This window comes from Paraburkholderia sp. RAU2J (genome assembly GCF_003634845.1).
Classification (GTDB): domain Bacteria; phylum Pseudomonadota; class Gammaproteobacteria; order Burkholderiales; family Burkholderiaceae; genus Paraburkholderia; species Paraburkholderia fynbosensis.
On sequence record NZ_RBXG01000002.1, the window covers coordinates 1,570,251 to 1,590,250 of the forward strand.

Sequence of the window (20,000 nt, forward strand, 5' to 3'; positions counted from 1 at the left end):
CATGACTGGAGTCAACCACAAGGAACGGAGTAATGACACTGATTCGGCGCGGATTATCCATGAATATCGGTGCGTGGTGCATCGTGATATTGAGCGTCGTGGCGGGGGTGAGGATGAACACTGCGCTTGCCGCAGCGCCGCAGATCAAAACGCAGGGCCCAGGTTTTTATCGGATGATGGTCGGTCAGTTCGAAGTGACCGCATTGCTCGACGGCACGCATCCGTTTCCGATCGACACGGTGATTGAAGGCGTGCCGAAGGCTGAAGTCGAACGTGACCTCGCGCGCGATTTCTTGCAGGCGCCGGTTCAAGGATCGATCAACGCCTTTCTGATCAATACCGGTTCGAAGCTGATTCTTATCGACACTGGCGCGGGCGTGCTCTACGGCGACTGCTGCGGACGCCTGCTGGCCAATCTGCGCGCCGCGGGCTATCAGCCCGGGCAGATCGACGAGGTATTGCTCACTCATCTGCATAAGGACCATGTTGGCGGCATCGTCGCCAACGGTGCGATGGTGTTTCCGAATGCGGTTGTGCGGACCAGCCAGGCCGAAGCGGACTATTGGCTGAATCCGGCGAACAAAACGAAAGCGCCGGCTTTTCTCAGCACCTTTTTCGATGCGGCAATCGCATCCGTTGCTCCCTATGTGGCGTCCGGCCGCTTCGAGCCCTTCAGCGGGGACCTCGAACTCGATCCCGGTATTCGCGCCGTTGTGCTTCCCGGCCATACGCCGGGCCATGCAGCGTATCTCGTAGAGAGCAATTCCAAAAATCTGCTCGTGTGGGGTGACGTCATTCATGTCGCGGCGATTCAGTTGCGCAACCCCACGGCGTCCGTCGAGTATGACTCCGACGCGGTAGCGGCGCGACGCTCGCGCCGCTACGCGCTCAAGCTCGCCGCGGACAAACACTATCTCGTCGGCGCCGCGCATATCGCTTTTCCCGGATTGGGGCACATCAGGAAAAATGGCAGTGCGTATGACTGGGTGCCGGTCAATTACGAAGCAGCACCCGCGCAATGATGTCGGCGCCTGCTTTGCCTTTCACCCCAGCGAGGAACGGCACATGGAAACAGATGTGATCGCGCTTACACGTCACACGCATCGTGCGAACGGCATCCGTCACGAAGCGCGCTGTGCTTCGTGCGAAAAGACTAACGCCACGATAGACGACATTGGGGCGTCCGTGTGGGACCACGTGATCCATGCGCTTCTGCCTGGATATCGAAGCGAGGGCGTGCGCGAGGCATACCTCGCGCGGCCGGCGTCTCGCCACGCCGCTTATGCGCCGTCGTCGCACATTCGGGTCGAAGTGATCGAGCGTCTTTCCGGCACGTCGATTGCCGTGCTTTGGCAGGACGCGACCCGGTGCCGCTACGTCGATCAGGTGTGGATCAGTTGCCGCGCCCGCGTGCAAGGGCGCTGTGCAGTGAGCGGCGCGGTCATCCGTCGCGAGGATTCGATCTACAAGCCGAGAGTGCGAACCGCTCCCCCGGCTAATGCCAATGCCATGATTCTTGCTTCTGTGGTCGAGCAAATGAGCTCCATGGTTGGAGAGGATGGAACGCGCTAGATATGCAGGAGTTGCGCCGCATTGCCGCCGAGAATCAGGTTCTTTTGCTCCAGTGGCAGTGCAAGACGATCGAGAAACGTGACCGGTTGCTCATAACCCATGTCGAAGCAGTAGTCGCTACCGAGCAGCAGCCTGTCGATGCCGATGTTCTGAATCAGAAAGTCCAGTACGGGGCCTGAATGCGAGACCGTGTCGTAGCTGAAGCGGCGCAGATAGCTGCTTGGTTTTTGCGCCAGTTTTCGCGTTTCCGGACGAACCGTCCAGCCCGCGTCGATACGGCCCATCAGGATCGGTAAAGCGCCGCCCGCGTGTGGCAGCGTAATGCGCAAGCGGGGATGGCGATCCATCACGCCGCCGAGTATCAGGTGCGAGCCGGCAATCGCGGTGTCGAACGGATTACCGAGCAGGTTGCTCAGATAGAAGTCGCCCAGCCGTGCGCCGCCGACAGTCTGCTGTGGATGCAGAAACACTGGCAAATCCAGTTGCTCGATTCGCGCAAAGACCGGTTCGAACAGCAGGTCGTCGAGATCGCGATTGTTGATGTTAGTGCCCATATACACGCCGCGGACGCCCGGCAATTCGGCGGCGCGCTCGAGTTCGTCGATCGCGTCGTGTGGGTTGAGCATCGGCAGTGTCGCCAGCACCACGAAGCGTGCCGGATGCCGCTGGTGGACACCCGATGCCGCCACATTCCACGTTCTCGCGAGCTTTGCATTGAAGGCGCGGTCGGCCCAGTAGGCCATCGGCACGCTCAACGAAAGCGCCTGCATGTCGACCCCGGACGCGTCCATGTCCGCGAGCCGCTCGTCGATCCGGATGAACTTGAGCGGCAACGGTCCGAGGCCGCCTGCCGGCGTCTGGAAACTGAAGCTGTTAGCGCCGCAAGTGAATTTGCCGCCGAACTTCCCGCCTTCTGTGCCCACGAGTTCGCAGTAGCTTTCGGGGTAATAGTGTGCGTGGATGTCGATCGATCTGACCTTGCCCGCAATATCTGCGGCTGGGCCCGGGGCAGGCGTCACGGCGGACGCGGGCAATCCCGAGGTCAAACCGCTGGCGAGCGCGGCCATCGTGCCCAGAAGGCGACGGCGTGTCGGCGAAACACAACAAATACACTCCATGAGTTCGTCTCCGTTATCTATTTTTAGTGTTATCCGCGCTTCACGATGCTGAGTTCGCAATCGACGAGTTGGTTGCCATACAACATGCGTTCCCGTGCGGCGCGCGGCGAGTGGTCGGTGATCGAGAAGACATACACGCCAGCGAAGGCCACTGCCATCGAGAACAGCGCCGGGTATTCGTACGGATAGATCGCATGCGCATGTCCCAGCACTTGAACCCAGACGGTCGGGCTGAGAATCGTCAAGGCGACTGCGATGATCAGACCGAGCGAGCCACCGAGCACCGCGCCTCGCGTAGTCACGCCGCGCCAGTAGATCGAAAGAAGCAGAACCGGAAAGTTCGAGCTGGCCGCAATCGAGAAAGTCAGACTCACAATGAAGGCGATGTTCTGCTTTTCGAAGGCAATGCCCAGCAGAATTGCGAGCAGGCCAAGCACGAGCGTCGTGATTCGCGACACGTGCATTTCTTCACGGTCGGTCGCGGCACCTCGGCGAATCACGTTCGCATACAGATCATGCGAGACCGCGGAAGAGCCGGCAAGCGTCAGCCCCGCGACAACGGCGAGTATCGTCGAGAAGGCAACCGCGCAGATAAACCCGAGAAACATGTTGCCGCCCACCGCGTGCGCGAGATGAATGGCCACCATATTCACGCCGCCTATCACTGCGCCTGAAGCCGTGTGATATTGCGGGTCCGTCGCCACCAGCGCGATCGTGCCGAAGCCGATGATGATGATGAGCACGTAGCCGATTCCGACAATACCCGTGGCGTACAGAATGCTTGTCCTCGCCGCTTTCGCATCACCCACCGTGAAGAATCGCATCAGGATATGCGGCAGTCCCGCCGTGCCGAAGATCAACGCCAAACCGAGTGAGACGGCGGAAACCGGATCCGATACGAGGCCACCCGGGCTCATGATCGCGGCATGTTTCGGGTGCGCGAGGATCGCTTGCGAGAAGAGGGCATTCAGATCGAAGCCGAAGCGGCCGAGCACCATGAACGCCATGAAGGCCGCGCCCGCTAGAAGCAATGCCGCCTTGATGATCTGGATCCATGTGGTGGCGAGCATGCCACCGAAGAACACGTACACGACCATGAGCACGCCGACCATCACGACCGCCACCGTATAGTTGAATCCGAACAGTAATTCGACGAGCTTGCCGGCGCCGACCATCTGCGAGACGAGATACAACAGGACGATCACGATTGAGCTCGACGCGGCGAAGGCCCGGATCGGCCGCTGCTGCAATCGATAGGACACGACGTCCGCCAGCGTGTAGCGGCCGAGATTGCGCAAGGGTTCGGCGATCAGAAAGAGAATGATCGGCCAGCTCGCGAGAAAGCCGACCGAGTAGATCAGGCCGTCATAGCCGCTCGTGAAGACCAGTGCGGATATGCCGAGGAGCGACGCGGCGGACATATAGTCGCCGGCGATGGCCCAGCCGTTCTGCAAGGCGGTGATCTTGCCGCCTGCCGCGTAGTGGTCGGACACGCTGTGGTTCTTTTTCGCCGCCCAGCGCGTGATGAATAGCGTCGACGCGACGAACAGCAGGAACATGCCGATGGCGATCGGGTTGTGCCCTCGGGCCGGAACCGCATTGACGGTAGCAGCGGCTGCCGCAGCGGGTAAGGTTGCCAGGCCGCCGAGCAGCATCACGCCGCCTGGCAGGGCGCCCGGTATTGAAATCCGTCTCATCGCCGTGCTCCTTGCCGGAGTTCACTCACGGCGCGGTCGTGAATGGTGTTGGCGCGCATGACATACACGGCGACCAGCGCGAATGTAAAGACGAACATGCCGAAGCCGACTGGAATGCCCCACGTGGCGGGATAGCCGTAGACGATCGGCCGGCCGAGCAGCGACGGTGCGAACGCGAGCGTGAGGATGAACGCGAAATAGACGGCCAGCATCAGCGTCGCGAGGAGCCAGGAGAAAGTTCGCCGCGTACGCACGAGCGCAAGAAAGCGCGGATCGTCGAGCAGCGGATTGGCTGGGGGCGGCGAGTCGGCTGCGACGTATCGCGCGCTCATCGGACAGGTTGGAGCGCTATGTTCCACTTTGTCTCCTTTCGAAGCGGCTGCTCCGTGGTCCGCAACGGCTGCGCGGAGCAGCAGCGGGCACGATGAATATTTAAAAGCGCGCGGGTACCGCGGTCTCGCGCATGACGGCGTCGGGTGTGCGATAGCGTTCGGCCATTTCACGGTCGACGTCGTCTTTCAACTGGGCCTGCATGTAGGCGCCGAGATGGCGCGCGTGTTGCACGATCGCCGCCCCGACCTGGGTGCGCTCGCGGCTGTAGTCCGCCAGCGCGTCCTGAACACCGGCATGGTTTTGCAGCGCACGCACGAGCGCCATCGCATCGCTGGCCGCCTTGGTGACGCCCATGCCGCAGTGCGGGCGGGCGACGAATGCCGCATCCCCGAGCAAGGCGACCCGGCCGAACGCCATTTGCGGCACTTCAAGGTCGAAGATGGGTTGAAAGAGCGGTTGCGCCGCTTTGGTCACGACTTCGGCGAATTGCGGCGCGAGCAGCGTGAGAGCCGCGTCTTCCATGTCGGCGAGCACTTTCTGGCGAATCAGGGTGGGAGGAATGCCGCCCGCCCAGCGCTTGCCGGATTCATCAGTCAGCAGATCCGGCAACTGCGCATCCTCGCTGGTCGCGCGATACCAGACAAAGTTGTAGCGGCGCTCACCTGGGGTCGTGCTGTTGCCGAGGCCGGCGACCGGGTAGCCAAGAATCTGTTCGCGCGCTGGCAGGCAGAAAGCGAACTTCTCGAACAACGCCTCGCGCGTTTGCGGCGAGAGCGACGCTTCGTCCACGAGGCCGCGCCATGCGACATAACCGGCATACTGAAGTTGAACGCCGGGCAAGAACCGCTCGCGTATCGCCGACTTGAAACCGTCCGCCGCGACCACGAGGTCCGCGTGCAGCACACTGCCGTCATGAAGCGTCACCATCGCCTGATCGGGACCGTCTTGTACGAAGGCAACGTTGCCGCCGGCATGGTAATGAATGTCGGGGAGCGCCGCGCGCAGAACGTGGTACATCTTGCCCCAGGCGGTGAGCGTCTGCGGCAGATGGCGCTCGGACAGCACCGCGCCGTTCTGTGCGAATGTCACGCGCGACTGTACCTTGACGCCGATGGTGTCGTCGAATGCGATACCCGCTGCGGCCATCGCGTCGAATAGTTCGGGGTGCGTGACGATTCCGGCACCGCGCCCGGCCAGTTCGTCGGGGACGCGCTCGAACACGTCGACGTCCCAGCCGTTGCGTGCCAGCAAATTGGCGGCAAACAGACCTCCCAGCGAGCCGCCTGCGATGATCGCTTTGCGACGTGTAAAAGCATGGGCCACGGTTAGTCTCCTGCGTGAAAGGATGCATGAACGGTGGCCGGCTGCGCCTCGGCCAGACGGGTGAGTTCTTCGGCGGGAAAATTCAGTTCGATCGTCACGCCGGACGGGTCTTCAATGAACACCTGATGCAGACCGAGGCTCGGCACGGTGCGGTCGCGATAGGCGACGCCTTCCGCCTGCAGGGTCTTCCACATGTCTTCGACACCTGTGGCGAGAAACGCGATGTGATCGACCGTGCCGGTTCCGGGGGCCGACGTTGCCTTGTCGCCGAGATAGGCGGTGAGCCCGGCGGGATTGTGCGGATCGACGCCGATGATGTGCACCGTGCCGAACTCGGTCTCGTCGCCGCCCTTGTAAAGCCATGCGCCGGGAAAATCGAAGGGCGGCCGGTAGCCCCGCGTAAAACCGAGAATCCGCTCATAGAACCGGCAGGATTTCTCGAGGTCGGTCGTGCGGATCGAGTAGTGAGCAAGTTTTGAAACGGGCATGTGTCGCTCCTGCTGTACAATTTATCAATCGATAAGTGATCGGTGGATAAATTGTAGGTGAATGCGCGAGCAGGAGAAAGCGGCGTAACGCAGGTGTTTACCCTGCGCTACGCGCTGGACAACGCAAAGAGGAGTGACGCGATGGAGGAAGGAGATACGCGGCCGGCAAGCTGGCCGGACCCATCAGGATCTGGCTTTAGCCTTGGGTTTCGCGGATTCTTTCGACGCGTGCTTCAGCGCCGCGGGCACGCCATTGAGGAAGGCGTCGATCTGGCGCGCGATGTGGTCGTCGATGTCGTCGCTGACGGGCAATCCGTAGATCCATTTCCGCACGCCGAGATAGAAGATGCTGGCATGCAGACTCCAGATCAATTCCAGGTCGATCTCGCGCTGCTTCGCGCCGGCCGGCGCCGGCAGGTCATAGGCTGCGCGGATTTCCGCCATGACGGGCAGGAAGACGCGTTCGCGCAGCCGCGACAGATATTTGGAGTTGATGCCTTCGCGGGTCAAGCCGGCGAAGATGAAAATCCGGATCCACTCGCGCCGCAGGATCACGACGGAGTAAGACGAGTAGAACCGCACCATCCGTTCCTGGATCGGCACAGACCGGTCCTTGATGAGATTTTCCCAGCGCGTGTCCCATTGATAGACTTCTTCGTACACGCGGTCGATCAAGGCTTCCTTGCTTGGGAAATAGCGGTACAGAAGCGGCTGTGTCACGCCAAGCTGGCGCGCGAGTTCGCGCGTGCTGCCGGAAAAACCATGCGTGGCAAAGTGCTCGACGGCCTTCAGGACGATCTGGCGCTCTCGCACTTCCGGTGCAAGGCGGCGCGTGACGCTTTTCCGGTTGTCCTGCGCTTCGCTCTCCGACGCTGTGTCGACCATCCGTCCTTTTCTCTGCATGGCGTGTTCACTACCCAGTGTGATCGCACGCATCATACAAAGATTACCCCTGTCTGGCTAGGCAATGGCGCGCCGGTGCAGCGCTCGTTCGTCACGCTCATTCGTTTCGTCCAGCTCTTCCCGCAGTGCGCGCTTAGTACAAGATTTTTGAACGATACGTTCAGTTTTTTCCGCGCATCCGCTTTCCTCGTTGTTCTAGACTTCGGGGACGCAACGCTGAGCGGTTATGCCTCAGTTCCTCCTCCACCCGCTGTGCTTGGGATACTAGGCAATGATTCGTATAGGTCCACTCGAGGTTGACCTGGGCCGTCGGGAAGTCCTTATCGACGGAAGGCCCGTTCGGCTGGGCAGTCGTGCATTCGACATGCTGGCGACGCTGATCGCCGCGAACGGCGAGTTGGTGTCGAAGAGCGAATTGCTCAAGCAGGTGTGGCCGAACGCGATTGTCGAGGAGAACAATCTGCAGGTGCATATGTCGGCGCTGCGCAAGGTGCTCGGCGAAAGCCGCAGGCTGATACGGACGGAGTCCGGACGAGGCTACCGGCTCGTGCAGAACGGTGCGTCGAACACGGCATCCAGAGAGGCCGGTCATGAAGTCGGAGCGGGCCATGTCACTGAAGTCCGTGCCGTTCCCCACAACCTGCCTGCCGGTTACTCGCAGCTGATCGGGCGGGACAAAGCGATAGACGATGTCGCGCAGGCTCTGGCTTCGGCCCGCCACGTTACGCTTGTCGGCGCGGGCGGCATCGGCAAGACGCGGTTGGCCGTGGAAACCGCGCGCGGTTTGCTGGCGCGCTTTCCTGATGGCGTCTATCTCGTATCGCTCGCCTCCACGCTGGACGCGGGCAGCGTGCTCGCGGCGTTCGCGGCCAGCATCGGTGTCAATCCGGTCTGCGGGCCGCTGACGCTCGCGCGCATTGGCAATGAGCTCAGCGGGCAGCGCGTGCTGTTCGTGCTCGACAATTGCGAGCATGTACTCGGCCCGGCCGCTGAGCTTGCTGAAGCGCTCGTGGGTGCTGGTCCTTCGGTACGGGTGCTGGCAACCAGCCGGGAGCCGCTGCGCGTGGTGAACGAGCATTTGTACTGGGTCGCCTCGCTGGAGGTGCCGACCCAGGACGACCCAAGTCAGCATGTCCTGCAATGCAGCGCGGTCGAACTGTTCCTGTCGCGCGCGCGTGCCATCGACGCGCGTTTCTCTTGCGATGAAAGAAGCACGCAGCTGACCGGCATGGTCTGCCGCAGGCTCGACGGCATACCACTGGCCATCGAACTGGCGGCGGCGCGCGCGGCCATCCTCGGTATCGAAACGCTCGCCGGCCATCTCGACGACCGCTTCAATATGCTGACCGGTGGCAATCGCACGGCGCTGCCGCGACACCAGACGTTAAAGGCGACGCTGGACTGGAGTCACGGATTGCTCGACGATGTCGAGCGCGCGACGCTGCGCCGCCTCGGCATCTTCGTCAACAGCTTCACGATGGAAGCGGCGATCGCAGTGGCCGGCGACGACGCGCTGCGCGAACTCGATGTCATCGCAGCGGTGTCGGGGCTGGTGGAGAAATCGCTGGTGGTGACGCGGTCGGAGGGTGGCAGGGCCAGCTACCGCCTGTTGGAAACCATGCGTGTCTACGCCATGCAGAAGCTTGAGGACAACGGCGAGCGGCGCTTCGTCACGCTTCGTCACGCGCGTTACTTCCTGGGCTTGCTGGAGCGCGAAGCGCAGAGTCGCTCGGACCCGGCAAGCGCTTTCTCCGATGGCTGGGCTCAGCGCATGCGCGCGCTTCTGGACGATGTGCGCGCGGCATTGGGCTGGGCGCTCTCGCCAAAAGGCGACGAAGAACTCGGCGAGACACTCGCCGTGAGGGCCGTATTTCTGCTCTACGAACTATCGCTTGTCGACGAGTGCTGCGGCTGGGCGCGGCGTGCGCTCGATGCCGTGGCGACGACTCATCAGAGTTCGCGCTCGGCCCGTCACCTGCGCGTGCGAATGCAACTGCAAGCGGCGCTTGGCGCCGCGCTGGTCTATGTCAACGGGCCGAACCGGGAAACCCTCGGCATCTGGTCCGAGATTCTCGCGTCGGCAATCGCGCTAGGCGACCGGGCGTTCGAAGCCCGCGCATTGTGGGGCATGTGGAACGGTAGTCAATCGTCCGGTGCAGCGCGCAATGCGCTGGCGTTCGCGAGGCGCTTCGCGCTGCTCGCTTCCGAAACCGGCGATGCGGCCGGTGCGGTGCTTGCATACCGGCTGTTGGGCATCGCATCGCACTACGCGGGCGATCACCAGCAGGCCCGCGTATCGCTCGAGCAGCTGCTGCAGCACGGTGACGGTTTGCAGCATCGGCTGCCACTCGGGCAGTCCGTCGATCAACGTATCGCCGGCCGGGCGACGCTCGCGCGCGTGCTGTGGCTGCAGGGTTGGCGCGACCAGGCACTCAGGCTCGCCGAGGAGAGCGTGATGGACGCGTGCAACCAGCAACAGGCTATCGTCAAATGCTACGTGCTGGCTGAGGCGCTGGTTCCGCTTGCGCTGTTGTCGAACAAGCGGGAGCGGGCCGCCCAGGCGATAGCGTTGTTGCAGGAGATATCGGCCCACGCCGGCTTGAGCGTTTCTCAAGCCTGCTGCCGCTGTTTCGACGAATACCTGCGCTCAATCGACGACGTCTCACCGGAGCGCTTGCGCGCTTTCCGCGCCGCGCTGGACCAACTGGAGTCGCTCGAATTCGGTGCGCCGCGCGCAATGCTTGCCGGACAGTACAGCCTCGCGCTTGGACGCGCGGGTCAACGGAAAGAGGGCATTGCCGCCGTGGTGGCAGCGCTCGTTCAGTGCGACGAAACCGGTGACCAGTGGTATGCCGGTGAACTCAGGCGCATTCATGGCGAGTTGCTCCTGATGGACGAGGCTGGCGCGCCTCCCTCCGGGATGGTTGCGCGGGATGCGGAGGCCTGCCTGAGCGCGGCGCTGGAGGAATCACTGGCGCGAGGTTGCCGCTCATTGCAATTGCGGGCAGCGACCAGCTTGGGCCGGCTTTGGCACGCGCAAGGACGCAGCGCCGAAGCAGCGCGGCTATTGCGCTCCGCCTGCTCGAAGCTCACCGAAGGCCTCGACTGGGACGACTTCAAGGCCGCCACGCATGTGCTGCGGATCACGGCAGCCTTGGCAGGAGAGCATGCCTGCCCTTCCATCGATGCAGCGGCCGCATCATGCGCGCTGGCGGGTGCTTCCGATCTGCCGACAGAGGCAAAAATCAACGAACGCGGTTAAGCCGCATTCACCCGTTCAACATTCTTTGTTGCGCCGCCTCGTCGATCAGGTCCGCACGGTTCAACTGGTCGACCCACCAACGCAACGCCTTTCCTTCCTCGTCGCCGCGCCACGCAAGATAAAAATGCGTGGTGTGCCGCATGCCGAGTACTTCCTTCTGCACCAGTTCGCCCTGGCTCAACGGCTCGGCCGCGAGGCATTCCGGAATCGTGCCCGCGGCAAGGCCCCTGATCTGTGCGGCGAGCTTCGCTTCGAGTGTCGGAACCGTCATGACCTCCTGGTTCTCGGCGAGCGCGATCGTGCGCGGCGCGAGCTTGCGCGACGTATCGCTGATCGCCACCGCGCGATAGCGCGCGACGACGTCCTGCGTGAGCGGCCCCGGTATCGACGCGAGCGGATGATGCGGCGCCACGACGAACACATGCCGCAGTGAACCGATCGAGTGCGCGATCAGATTGGGAATCGGCGGCGGCTCACCCGCCGCGCCCACGATCAGGTCCGCCCGGCGCGTCAGAAGCGCGTCCCACGAGCCGCCCAGCACCTCTTTGGACAGATGCAGGCGCGTGTCGAGCTTCAGCTTATAGAACTCGCTGACATGCTCCCATAGCAATTCGAAAGGGATAATCTCGTCGATCGCGACGTGCAGTTCGGACTCCCAGCCGTGCTGGATTCTCTTTGCCTTACATTCGAGGTCTTCCGCGGCCTGCAGAAGACGGCGTCCTTCCTCGACGACCACGCGCCCCGCATGCGTGAGCAAAGCGCGCCGTCCGCTGCGGTCGAACAGCTTGACGCCGAGATCGAGTTCGAGCTTCTGCACCAGATAGGTCAGCGACGATGGAACCTTGTGCAGCGTTTCCGCCGCGCTTGCAAAGGTGCCGGTTCGATCGATAGCGTCGAGCACCTGCAGGACTTCAAAAGAGAGGTTCATGGCGAACGTGCGGGTTGGAGGCGGTACGTCAGCATACTGGATTCCGGGCGATTCGCTAGCGCCTTCCGGCAATCGATGCGACTTTCCTCGCGCCGCGCTCGCGGTCAGATTCACTCAGTGGTTTTTCCCGGCGATGTCGTAGCGTTATAGGCTTGAGGCATCCGTGCCACGCTACTTTGCGGCGGCGGTTCCTGCGGTCTTTGTGCCCGCCGTTCAGTTTCGTCAGCGCCCGGCCGATTTTTGTCTTCCCTGAAGAGGAGTCAGGCATGGCAAGCACAACTGTTGCAGGATATCTCGCCGGCACACTCGCCAGAGCGGGAGTTGGGCGGCAAACAGTTTATCGAGTACGACAACCCCTACGACGTAGGCATGACCGGCCTGATCGGCTTCAGTTCGGGCTGTCGCGCAATGATGTTCTGCGGCGCCCGCTTGCGAGCGGCCTTATGGACGCGGTATTGCCGTGGTCATGCCAGGCAATAGCCTCGCGATGACTCACCCGACGGCGTAAATATCGCGCGGGATATTTTTCGCTGTGACTACATCCGCGCGATGGAAGTATTGGCGACTATTGCCATGCTCATGTGCTCACTAAGGGGATCAATGAGCGGATCAACAAGCGGATCAACAAGCGGATCAACAAGCGGATCAACAAGCGGATCAACAAGCGGATCAACAAGCGGATCAACAAGCGGATCAACAAGCGGATCAACAAGCGGATAGGCAGGCGGATAAGCCAGCCTGTCCGCCGCGTCCGTTTCGTTGGCCGCAGCGGCGCGTGTGCGCAGATAGTGTTCGTACCGGCGCATCGTGATCTCGCTCTCGCCGGTGTCCGCGAGCATTTCCAGAGCATACGCCCGCGTCGTCTCGAGCAGATAGTAGGTCATGCATGAACCGCTCGGCCCAAACATCAGCAGCGACTTCGAGACGAGACCGGCGATCGCCTCGGTGACTTCGTCAATGGACAGGTTATCGCGCGCGGCGACTTCGCATGCGGCGCTGAGCTGAAACCTGCCGCGAAATACGCTGATTCTCTGCAGCACGATGCGCTCCTCAACGCGCAGAAACTGGTAGCTCCAGTCGAGCGCCGCCTTCAGCGTTTGCTGGCGCGCCGGTGCGTTGCGAAGTCCGCTCGTGAGAACGCGAAAGCGGTTGTCGAGTTGAGCGACCAGTTCGCCAATGCCGAGCGCGGTGACTCGCGCCGCCGCCAACTCCAGCGCGAGCGGCACGCCGTCGAGGCGCCGGCAGATCGTGCCGATCAATTTGACGCTATCGTGATCGGTGCGAAAATGCGGGTCGCGCGCGCGCACGCGCGACACGAACATGCGTGCCGCGCTGCACGCGAGAATCTCATCACGGCCCGCGTCTTCATGCGGCGCGTCGAGTGGCGGAACCCAATAAAGCTTTTCGAAGCGCGCACGCAGCGGCTCGCGGCTCGTCGCCAGGATGCTCAGGTTGGGATTGGCCAGGATCAGTTGTTCGCAGACGGTGGCCGCTTCGTCAATGACGTGCTCGCAATTGTCCAGCACGATCAACAGCTTGCGGGAGCCGATTGCATCAGCGAGCGCCGCGTGTGTGACGTCGCCTGCCGTTCCCTCGGGCACGATTTCGTCCGCCATTGCGCTCAGGACGGACCCGGACCGCTCGACGAGCGACAGATTGACGTATCGCACTTCGGCAAAGCGCGCTGTCTGGGCGCGCGCCACCTCCAGGCCCAACTGCGTCTTGCCGATGCCGCCTGTGCCGACCAAAGTCACGAGCGGCGCTGCCTCGAGCGCGCTTTTTACGTCCTCAAGCGCTTTCTCGCGGCCGATGAGCGGCGTGCAGCAAAGCGGGACATTGCTCGGCGAGATGCTCTTTGCCACGCTCGCCGGTTCGCCCGCGCACTGCCGTGCCTGGTCTTCAATGTTGTGCGAGTGGATCAGACGATAACCGCGTCCGGGTATCGTCTTGATGAGGTCCTTGTCGTAGCCGAACAGTTTTCGAAGCGTTGAAATATGCACCTGCAGATTGCTTTCCTCGACCACCGTATCCGGCCAGACGCTCTGGAACAGCGCGTCTTTGCTCACCAGCTTGCCGTCCGCCTTGATCAGTACTTCGAGAATATCGAATGCACGCGAGCCGACACGCTGCGGCCGGCCTTCCACGAAAAGCTGCCGTAGCTCCAGCGACACATCGAGTCGTCCTATCTTGATCATGACGGTTCCGCATAGGGTTGAGCGGGGCCGAGGGCGCGACATGTCGATGGGCGGCATGTCCGATTCGGTGGAAACGATCTTATGCGGCGGGCCATATTTCCCCGATGGGGGAATCGTTAACGATAGTTAACCCACAAGGCCGTCGACTCGGGCCCGCAGGCGGCTTTTTGGCCGACGGAATATCGATTCGTTCCGGTCGGCAAAAAACATTAAAAAAAATTAATGGGCCGTCGAATTGGGCGTGCCGCTTTTCGCGGATAATCGGGAAATGCGTCGGAAAAAAGCAAAGCTGAACCGACGGGGCTTTGAATGGCGATGCAAGTTGACGCCAACGGCCTTCAAGGCCATCGCGCTCATGGCGGCGATAGAGACTCGAGCCGCACTCAAACGTGGAAATGAAGCATGAACGACTATCGTGTCGACCTTCGTAGGTCGGCCAGGCCTCACCAGAGGGCATGAGATTTAAATGAAAATCCTGCTTGTCGAAGATAACGAACGGGTTTCCGGATTTCTGAAGAAAGGCCTCGTAGAAGCGGGCCATGTGGTCGATTCCACGGACAACGGTCGCAACGGCATGTTTCTCGCCGCGAGCGAGTCCTACGACGCCATCATCATGGATCGCATGCTGCCCGGCGGAATCGACGGTCTGGGCATCATTGCCGCCTTGCGTGCAACGGGCAACCGGGTACCTATCCTGATCGTGAGCGCGCTGGACGACGTCGATGAGCGGATTCGCGGGCTGAAGGCGGGAGGCGACGACTATGTCGTCAAGCCGTTTGCGTTCGGCGAAGTGTTGGCCCGGCTCGATGCATTGACGCGTCGCCTGCACGAGAGCTACGCGGAAACGAGCCTGAAGGTGGGCGATCTTTCGATCGACCTGCTCTCGCGCAAAGTGGCGCGAGCCGGCCGGCTGATCGTGTTGAAGCCGCGCGAGTTCAAGCTGCTCGAATACTTGATGCGGCACGCGGACCAGGTCGTCACGCGCACCATGCTGCTTGAGAACATCTGGGACTATCACTTCGATCCTCAAACGAACGTGATCGATGTTCATGTGAGCAAATTGCGTCACAAGATCGATGCCAGTTTTGAGCGCTCCTTGCTGAGGACAGTGCGCAACGCGGGCTATATGTTGACGGCGAACGAGTAGGGTGAGGGCGGCGGTGAGGGCGGCATGATTGAGTTAACAGGCTTCACGTTCAAAACGCTCTGCGACGACGGCGAGTTCGTCTTGTCCCGCGTCAGCCGGCCCGATAGCGCCGAGACATGGCTGGCCGTCACATTGACGGCCCCGCAACCGGCCGCAAAGAGTCAGGCGCGTCTGGAGCATGCCTATGAACTCCGCAGCCTGCTCGACGGCCGGTTCGTCACCCGGCCGCACGCGTTGATCGAACATGGCGGGAGTACCGCGTTGCTGCTCGAAGACCGCGGCGGCATCCCGCTCCTTGCGATGCCAATAGGTTCGCTGCCGCTGCGCCGCTTCCTGGTGATTGCACTCAACCTCGCGGCCGCACTTGGAAAGCTGCATGAAGGCGGTCTGGTCCATAAGGACATCAGGCCGGCCAACATCCTCGTGGATAGGGAGACGGACGGCGTGGCGTTGACCGGCTTCGGCATCGCGTCACGCGTGACGGGCGAGCAACCGGTCAGCGCGCTGCCTGATATCACGGTGGGCGCGCTGCCCTACCTCGCACCGGAACAGACCGGCCGGATGAATCGTTCGATCGATTCGCGCGCCGACCTTTACTCGCTGGGCATCACGTTCTACGAGATGTTGACGGGACAGTTTCCGTACCGGGCGAACTCGCCAATCGAGTGGATTCATTGTCACGTCGCAAGAACGCCGATTCCGTTGAACGAACTCGCGAGCGGGGTACCGGCGCAGGTGGCCGCGATCGTCATGCGTCTGCTCGGGAAAGCCGTTGAGGAGCGTTATCAAACGGCCCAGGGTCTTGAAAGCGATTTGCGTCGCTGCCTCGATGCGTGGGATCAAACAGGGCGCATCGACCCGTTTCCGCTTTGCGTGCACGACTCGCCTGAACGCCTGCTCGTTCCCGACCGGTTGTATGGGCGCGAAAACGAAACGGCCGCGCTGCATGCCGCATTCGAACGTGTGGTGCGGGATGGTAAGGCTGAGTTCATACTGGTTTCAGGCTATTCCGGTATCGGCAAATCGTCGTTGGTGAACGAACTGCAAAACCGGCTTGGTCCGTCCGATGGACGCTTCGCCGCCGGCAAGTTCGATCAGTACAAGCGCGATATTCCCTATGCGACGCTCGGGCAGGCGTTTCAGAGTCTGACGCGTGAAATACTCGGCCGGGGCGAGACCGAGGTTGCGCACTGGCGCAAGAGTTTGCGCGAGGCCGTCGGTCCGAACGGACAATTGATCGTCAACCTGATTCCCGAAGTCGAAGCCATCATCGGTGCGCAGCCGGTCGTGCCGGACCTTCCGGCGCAGGAGGCGCAAATTCGCTTTCAAGGCGTGTTCGGACGCTTCATCAGCGCCTTCGCGCGCGCCGGGCATCCGCTCGTGCTGTTTCTCGACGACTTGCAATGGCTCGATGCCGGCACGATCAGTCTGCTCCAGAGTCTCGTTGCCGCGCCGAGCCTGCAGCATCTGCTGCTCGTCGGCGCGTATCGGGACAACGAGGTGGGCCCGGCGCATCCGCTAACCCGTGCACTCGCTGCGATCCGCGAGTCGGGCATACCCGTCCACGATATCGTGCTCGCGCCGCTACAGCTCGGCGACGTAGCACGTCTGACCGGCGAGGCCATGCACGCCGAACCGGCCGAGGTATCTTTGCTCGCGCAATTCGTCGTCGAGAAGACCGGTGGCAATCCATTCTTCACGGTGCAGTTTCTCAAAACGCTGGCCGAGGCACATCATCTCGCGTTCGATCCCGTGCGCCGAACATGGGCGTGGGACCTCGCGAGTCTTCGTGAAGCGCGTTTCTCTGAGAGCGTCGTCGATTTAATGATCGGCAAAATCGAACGTGTTTCGGCCGCCGCCCAAGCCGCGCTCAAGCAGTTTGCGTGCTTCGGCAATAGCGCCGCCACCGCGATGCTCACGCGCGTGAGCGGTAAGTCCGAGGCGGACGTGCATCGCACGCTTGCGGACGCGGTGGAAGCCGGCCTCGTGTTTCGGCGCGAGCACGGCTATGCGTTTCTTCACGACCGCGTCCAGGAAGCGGCCTACGCGCTGATTCCCGAGGGCGAGCGCGCGGCCGCCCATCTGCGGATTGCCCGGATGTTCGTGACCAACGCGAGCGCGGTGGATCTCGAACAGAATATCTTCGAGATCGTCAATCAGTACAACCGGGCCGCCAGCCTGATCGACGATCCGTCCGAACGCGAACGCGTCGTGGAATTCAACCTGATTGCCGGGCGGCGGGCAAAGACATCGTCCGCGTATGCGTCGGCATCGGCTTATCTGTCGGTGGGGAGCGCGATGCTCGGCAGCGAGGCCTGGGAGATGCATTATTCTCTCAAGTTCGCGCTCGAGGGCAGTCTTGCGGAGTGCGAGTTTCTGACCGGCGACACCGACGCGGCCAGGGAGCGGCTATCCGGTCTGTCGACGCGGGCCGCCAACCTGGCCGACCGTGCCGCCGTGACATGGCTGCGCGTCACGCTTTTCACAGCGCTCGATCAGAGCGACCTGGCTGTGCAGATTTGCCTCGACTACCTGCGCGATGTCGGAATCGACTGGGAGCCTCATCCTTCGCGTGAACAGGCGCGGGAAGAATATGACCGGCTCCTTGCGCAAATCGGCGAGTTGCCGGTCGAATCGCTGATCGATCTGCCGATGCTTACCGATAGCGACCGGCGCGCGACGCTGGACGTGCTCACCGCGGTGTTGCCGCCGGCATTCTTTAGCGACGAAAATCTGGTCTGCCTCGTGTTGTGCCGCATGGCGAATTTGAGCCTCGCGTATGGCAATTGCGACGCTTCTTCGATCGGTTACACCTACCTCGGTATGGTCGCCGGTCCGGTGTTCGGCGATTACATGGCAGGCTACCAGTTCGGCAAGCTTGGCCTCGCGCTGGTCGACCAGCGCGGGCTGCAGCGATTCCGGCCGCGCGTCTACATGTGCTTCGCGTATCACGTCATGCCGTGGACTCAGCCCATTCGGCAGGGGCTGCCGCTATTGCGCCGTGCGTTCGACGCCGCCAGCCAGAGCGGGGATCTCACGTACACGGGCTTCAGCAGCTGTTGCCTGGTGACGAGTCTGCTCGCCGCGGGCGATCCGCTCGCCGAGGTCGAGCGCGAAGCCCAGGAGCGGCTGGCGGTGGTGCAGGCCGCGAAATTCGGTTTAATTGTCGATATCATCGGTTCGCAGTTGCAGCTCATTCGAACCTTGCGCGGCCTGACGCCGTCGTTTGATTCCTTCAACGACGCAGTATTCGACGAAGCCGCCTTTGAACAGCATCTCGAAGCCGATCCGTGTCTGGCGATTGCGGCGTGCTGGTACTGGATTCGCAAACTGCAAGGGCGCTATTTCGCGGGCGATATAACCGGGGCAATGGCGGCCGCGGCGAAGGCGGAACCGTTGCTGTGGACATCGTCCGGTCACCTGGAACTTGCCGAGTACCACTTTTACGCCGCCCTTGCGCGAGCACGCCGGCATGACGACGCACCGTCCGGCGAGCAGGCGGAGCAATTTCGCGCGCTCGTCGAGCATCATGCCAAACTCGCGATCTGGGCCGCTCACTCTCCCTGCAATTTTGCCTGCCGCTCGGCGCTGGTCGCGGGTGAGATTGCGCGCATCAGGGGAAGCGAATTCGAGGCGATGCGTGAATACGAAAACGCAATCCGTCTCGCGCGCGATCACGAGTCTCCCTTGATCGAGGCGCTGGCGCTCGAAGTTGCGGCGAGGTTCTATCTGGCGCGCGATTTTACGACCATCGCTTACGTCTATTTCGGCAACGCGCGGCTTGCGTATCTTCGGTGGGGGGCGTTGGGCAAGGTCCGCTCGCTCGACCGACACTATCCGAATCTGGTGCATGAACCGGCGAACGATGGGCCCGCGAAGAGTATCGTCGCGGAACATCTCGATGTCGAAACGGTCGTCAAGGCATCCCAGGCGATTTCCGGCGAGATCGCCTTCGACAAGCTGATTCGCACGCTGATGACCATCGTGCTCGAACATGCCGGCGCGCGACGGGCGCTGCTCGTTCTGCCTCGCGCGGAAAAATTGTGGATCGAAGCGGAGGCCTTGGCGAGCCGTGAAAGCGTGGAGGTGCGTTTGCAACGCGAGGCCGTGACGTCGCGCCATCTGCCGGAGTCAATTCTGCATGACAGCATTCGCACACAGGAGCGCGTGCTGCTCGACGATGCATCGCTGCCCAATCCGTTCGCGACAGACGAGTATCTGCGCTCGACCCGCTCTCGAGCCGTGCTGAGTCTTCCGCTCGTGAAGCAGGCAAAGCTGATCGGTGTGCTGTACCTGGAGAACGATCTCGCACCGGGCGTGTTCACGCCGCCTCGCATTGCCGTACTTGAACTGTTGGCTTCGCAGGCGGCGATCTCGCTCGTGAACGCGTCGCTGGAGGAGAAAGAGGCACTTCTCGAAGAGAAGGATGCATTGCTGCATGAGGTTCATCATCGAGTGAAGAACAATCTGCAACTGATCAGTAGCCTGCTCAATCTGCAGGCGGCGCGCGTGACCGACAGCTCCGTTGCCGAACTGTTCGCGGATAGCCGCAATCGCGTGCGGTCGATGGCCTTGGTGCACGAGAACCTGTACCGCGCCGGCAACTTTGCGCGCATCATGATGGCGACGCACGTCAAGAACCTGTGTGGTCATCTCGCGCGTGCTCACGATATGCGCCGGCTGGCCGTGGAACTGCAAGTCGAGGTCGACGACGTGCAACTCGACATGAACCGCGCGGTATCCTGCGGCCTGATTATCAACGAGCTGGTGTCCAACGCGCTGAAGCACGCGTTTCCGGACGGACGCGGCGGCTGCGTGCGCGTCGAACTGGGGCTTGTCGACGAAGCGCGTTGCAGGCTGAGCGTCGCAGACGACGGCGTTGGGATCACGTCGAATTTTTCGCTGGACGAAGCGGACTCGCTGGGTCTGCAACTGGTCCACGACCTCACGCATCAGCTGCACGGCACCGTGGAATTGAGCCACGTGGGCGGCACCACCTGCAGCATCCTTTTTAACGCATACGGACGTGGATAA

General features: G+C 62.0%; 13 protein-coding genes. 5 read left to right on the plus strand and 8 right to left on the minus strand.

Annotation, left to right across the window (positions count from 1 at the left end):
- The first annotated feature begins 32 nt into the window (after positions 1-32).
- On the plus strand, positions 33-1,022 hold the full coding sequence (locus tag B0G69_RS24570; RefSeq protein WP_121321847.1) for an MBL fold metallo-hydrolase: 990 nt from the start codon (positions 33-35) through the stop codon (positions 1,020-1,022).
- Positions 979-1,572, plus strand: coding sequence for a DUF3331 domain-containing protein (locus tag B0G69_RS24575; RefSeq protein ID WP_241991453.1), 594 nt, complete (start codon positions 979-981; stop codon positions 1,570-1,572). Before B0G69_RS24570 ends, B0G69_RS24575 begins: the two co-directional genes overlap by 44 nt.
- On the opposite strand, the gene B0G69_RS24580 is transcribed toward B0G69_RS24575, so the two are convergent.
- The 6 genes from B0G69_RS24580 to B0G69_RS24605 form a co-directional block, all read right to left on the minus strand.
- Positions 1,569-2,690, minus strand: coding sequence for an amidohydrolase family protein (locus B0G69_RS24580; RefSeq protein ID WP_121321851.1), 1,122 nt, complete (start codon positions 2,688-2,690; stop codon positions 1,569-1,571). The genes B0G69_RS24575 and B0G69_RS24580 overlap by 4 nt on opposite strands.
- A 29-nt stretch (positions 2,691-2,719) precedes the next feature.
- Positions 2,720-4,345 carry a cation/acetate symporter ActP gene (gene actP, locus B0G69_RS24585; protein WP_121321853.1) on the minus strand — a complete coding sequence of 542 codons (1,626 nt, stop codon included), beginning with the start codon at positions 4,343-4,345 and terminating at the stop codon, positions 2,720-2,722.
- A 38-nt stretch (positions 4,346-4,383) separates the two neighbouring features.
- The gene (locus B0G69_RS24590; RefSeq protein ID WP_347232512.1) at positions 4,384-4,746 is read right to left on the minus strand and encodes a DUF485 domain-containing protein; all 363 of its coding nucleotides are present in this window, start codon (positions 4,744-4,746) and stop codon (positions 4,384-4,386) included.
- A 73-nt stretch (positions 4,747-4,819) separates the two neighbouring features.
- On the minus strand, positions 4,820-6,043 hold the full coding sequence (locus B0G69_RS24595) for an FAD binding domain-containing protein (protein WP_121321857.1): 1,224 nt from the start codon (positions 6,041-6,043) through the stop codon (positions 4,820-4,822).
- A gap of 2 nt (positions 6,044-6,045) precedes the next feature.
- Positions 6,046-6,531 carry a VOC family protein gene (locus B0G69_RS24600; protein ID WP_121321859.1) on the minus strand — a complete coding sequence of 162 codons (486 nt, stop codon included), beginning with the start codon at positions 6,529-6,531 and terminating at the stop codon, positions 6,046-6,048.
- A 183-nt stretch (positions 6,532-6,714) separates the two neighbouring features.
- Entirely contained in the window at positions 6,715-7,416 is a 702-nt protein-coding gene (locus tag B0G69_RS24605) for a TetR/AcrR family transcriptional regulator (RefSeq protein ID WP_121321861.1), read from the minus strand.
- 289 nt (positions 7,417-7,705) lie between these two features.
- Here B0G69_RS24605 and B0G69_RS24610 point away from each other — a divergent pair, with 289 nt between their 5' ends.
- Positions 7,706-10,696 carry a winged helix-turn-helix domain-containing protein gene (locus tag B0G69_RS24610; protein ID WP_121321863.1) on the plus strand — a complete coding sequence of 997 codons (2,991 nt, stop codon included), beginning with the start codon at positions 7,706-7,708 and terminating at the stop codon, positions 10,694-10,696.
- A gap of 7 nt (positions 10,697-10,703) precedes the next feature.
- Here B0G69_RS24610 and B0G69_RS24615 read toward each other — a convergent pair whose 3' ends face one another.
- Both B0G69_RS24615 and B0G69_RS24625 read right to left on the minus strand, forming a co-directional pair.
- Positions 10,704-11,624, minus strand: a complete 921-nt coding sequence (locus B0G69_RS24615) for a LysR family transcriptional regulator (RefSeq protein WP_121321865.1) — start codon at positions 11,622-11,624, stop codon at positions 10,704-10,706.
- Between the two features lie 536 nt (positions 11,625-12,160).
- Complete coding sequence (locus B0G69_RS24625; protein WP_158608970.1) at positions 12,161-13,819, minus strand: winged helix-turn-helix domain-containing protein; 1,659 nt, start codon at positions 13,817-13,819, stop codon at positions 12,161-12,163.
- Positions 13,820-14,285: 466 nt separating this feature from the next.
- Between B0G69_RS24625 and B0G69_RS24630 the strand changes: the two genes are divergently transcribed.
- Positions 14,286-14,966, plus strand: coding sequence for a response regulator transcription factor (locus B0G69_RS24630; protein ID WP_121321871.1), 681 nt, complete (start codon positions 14,286-14,288; stop codon positions 14,964-14,966).
- A gap of 24 nt (positions 14,967-14,990) precedes the next feature.
- A complete protein-coding gene (locus B0G69_RS24635) occupies positions 14,991-20,000 on the plus strand; it encodes an AAA family ATPase (protein WP_121321873.1) in 5,010 nt (1,669 codons plus the stop codon).

Coding starts and splice junctions, on each gene's coding strand:
- B0G69_RS24570 (WP_121321847.1), top strand. CDS start 33: ATGACACTGATTCGGCGCGGATTATCCATGAATATCGGTGCGTGGTGC.
- B0G69_RS24575 (WP_241991453.1), top strand. CDS start 979: ATGACTGGGTGCCGGTCAATTACGAAGCAGCACCCGCGCAATGATGTC.
- B0G69_RS24580 (WP_121321851.1), bottom strand. CDS start 2,690: ATGGAGTGTATTTGTTGTGTTTCGCCGACACGCCGTCGCCTTCTGGGC.
- actP (WP_121321853.1), bottom strand. CDS start 4,345: ATGCTGCTCGGCGGCCTGGCAACCTTACCCGCTGCGGCAGCCGCTGCT.
- B0G69_RS24600 (WP_121321859.1), bottom strand. CDS start 6,531: ATGCCCGTTTCAAAACTTGCTCACTACTCGATCCGCACGACCGACCTC.
- B0G69_RS24605 (WP_121321861.1), bottom strand. CDS start 7,416: ATGGTCGACACAGCGTCGGAGAGCGAAGCGCAGGACAACCGGAAAAGC.
- B0G69_RS24610 (WP_121321863.1), top strand. CDS start 7,706: ATGATTCGTATAGGTCCACTCGAGGTTGACCTGGGCCGTCGGGAAGTC.
- B0G69_RS24615 (WP_121321865.1), bottom strand. CDS start 11,624: ATGAACCTCTCTTTTGAAGTCCTGCAGGTGCTCGACGCTATCGATCGA.
- B0G69_RS24625 (WP_158608970.1), bottom strand. CDS start 13,819: ATGATCAAGATAGGACGACTCGATGTGTCGCTGGAGCTACGGCAGCTT.
- B0G69_RS24630 (WP_121321871.1), top strand. CDS start 14,286: ATGAAAATCCTGCTTGTCGAAGATAACGAACGGGTTTCCGGATTTCTG.
- B0G69_RS24635 (WP_121321873.1), top strand. CDS start 14,991: ATGATTGAGTTAACAGGCTTCACGTTCAAAACGCTCTGCGACGACGGC.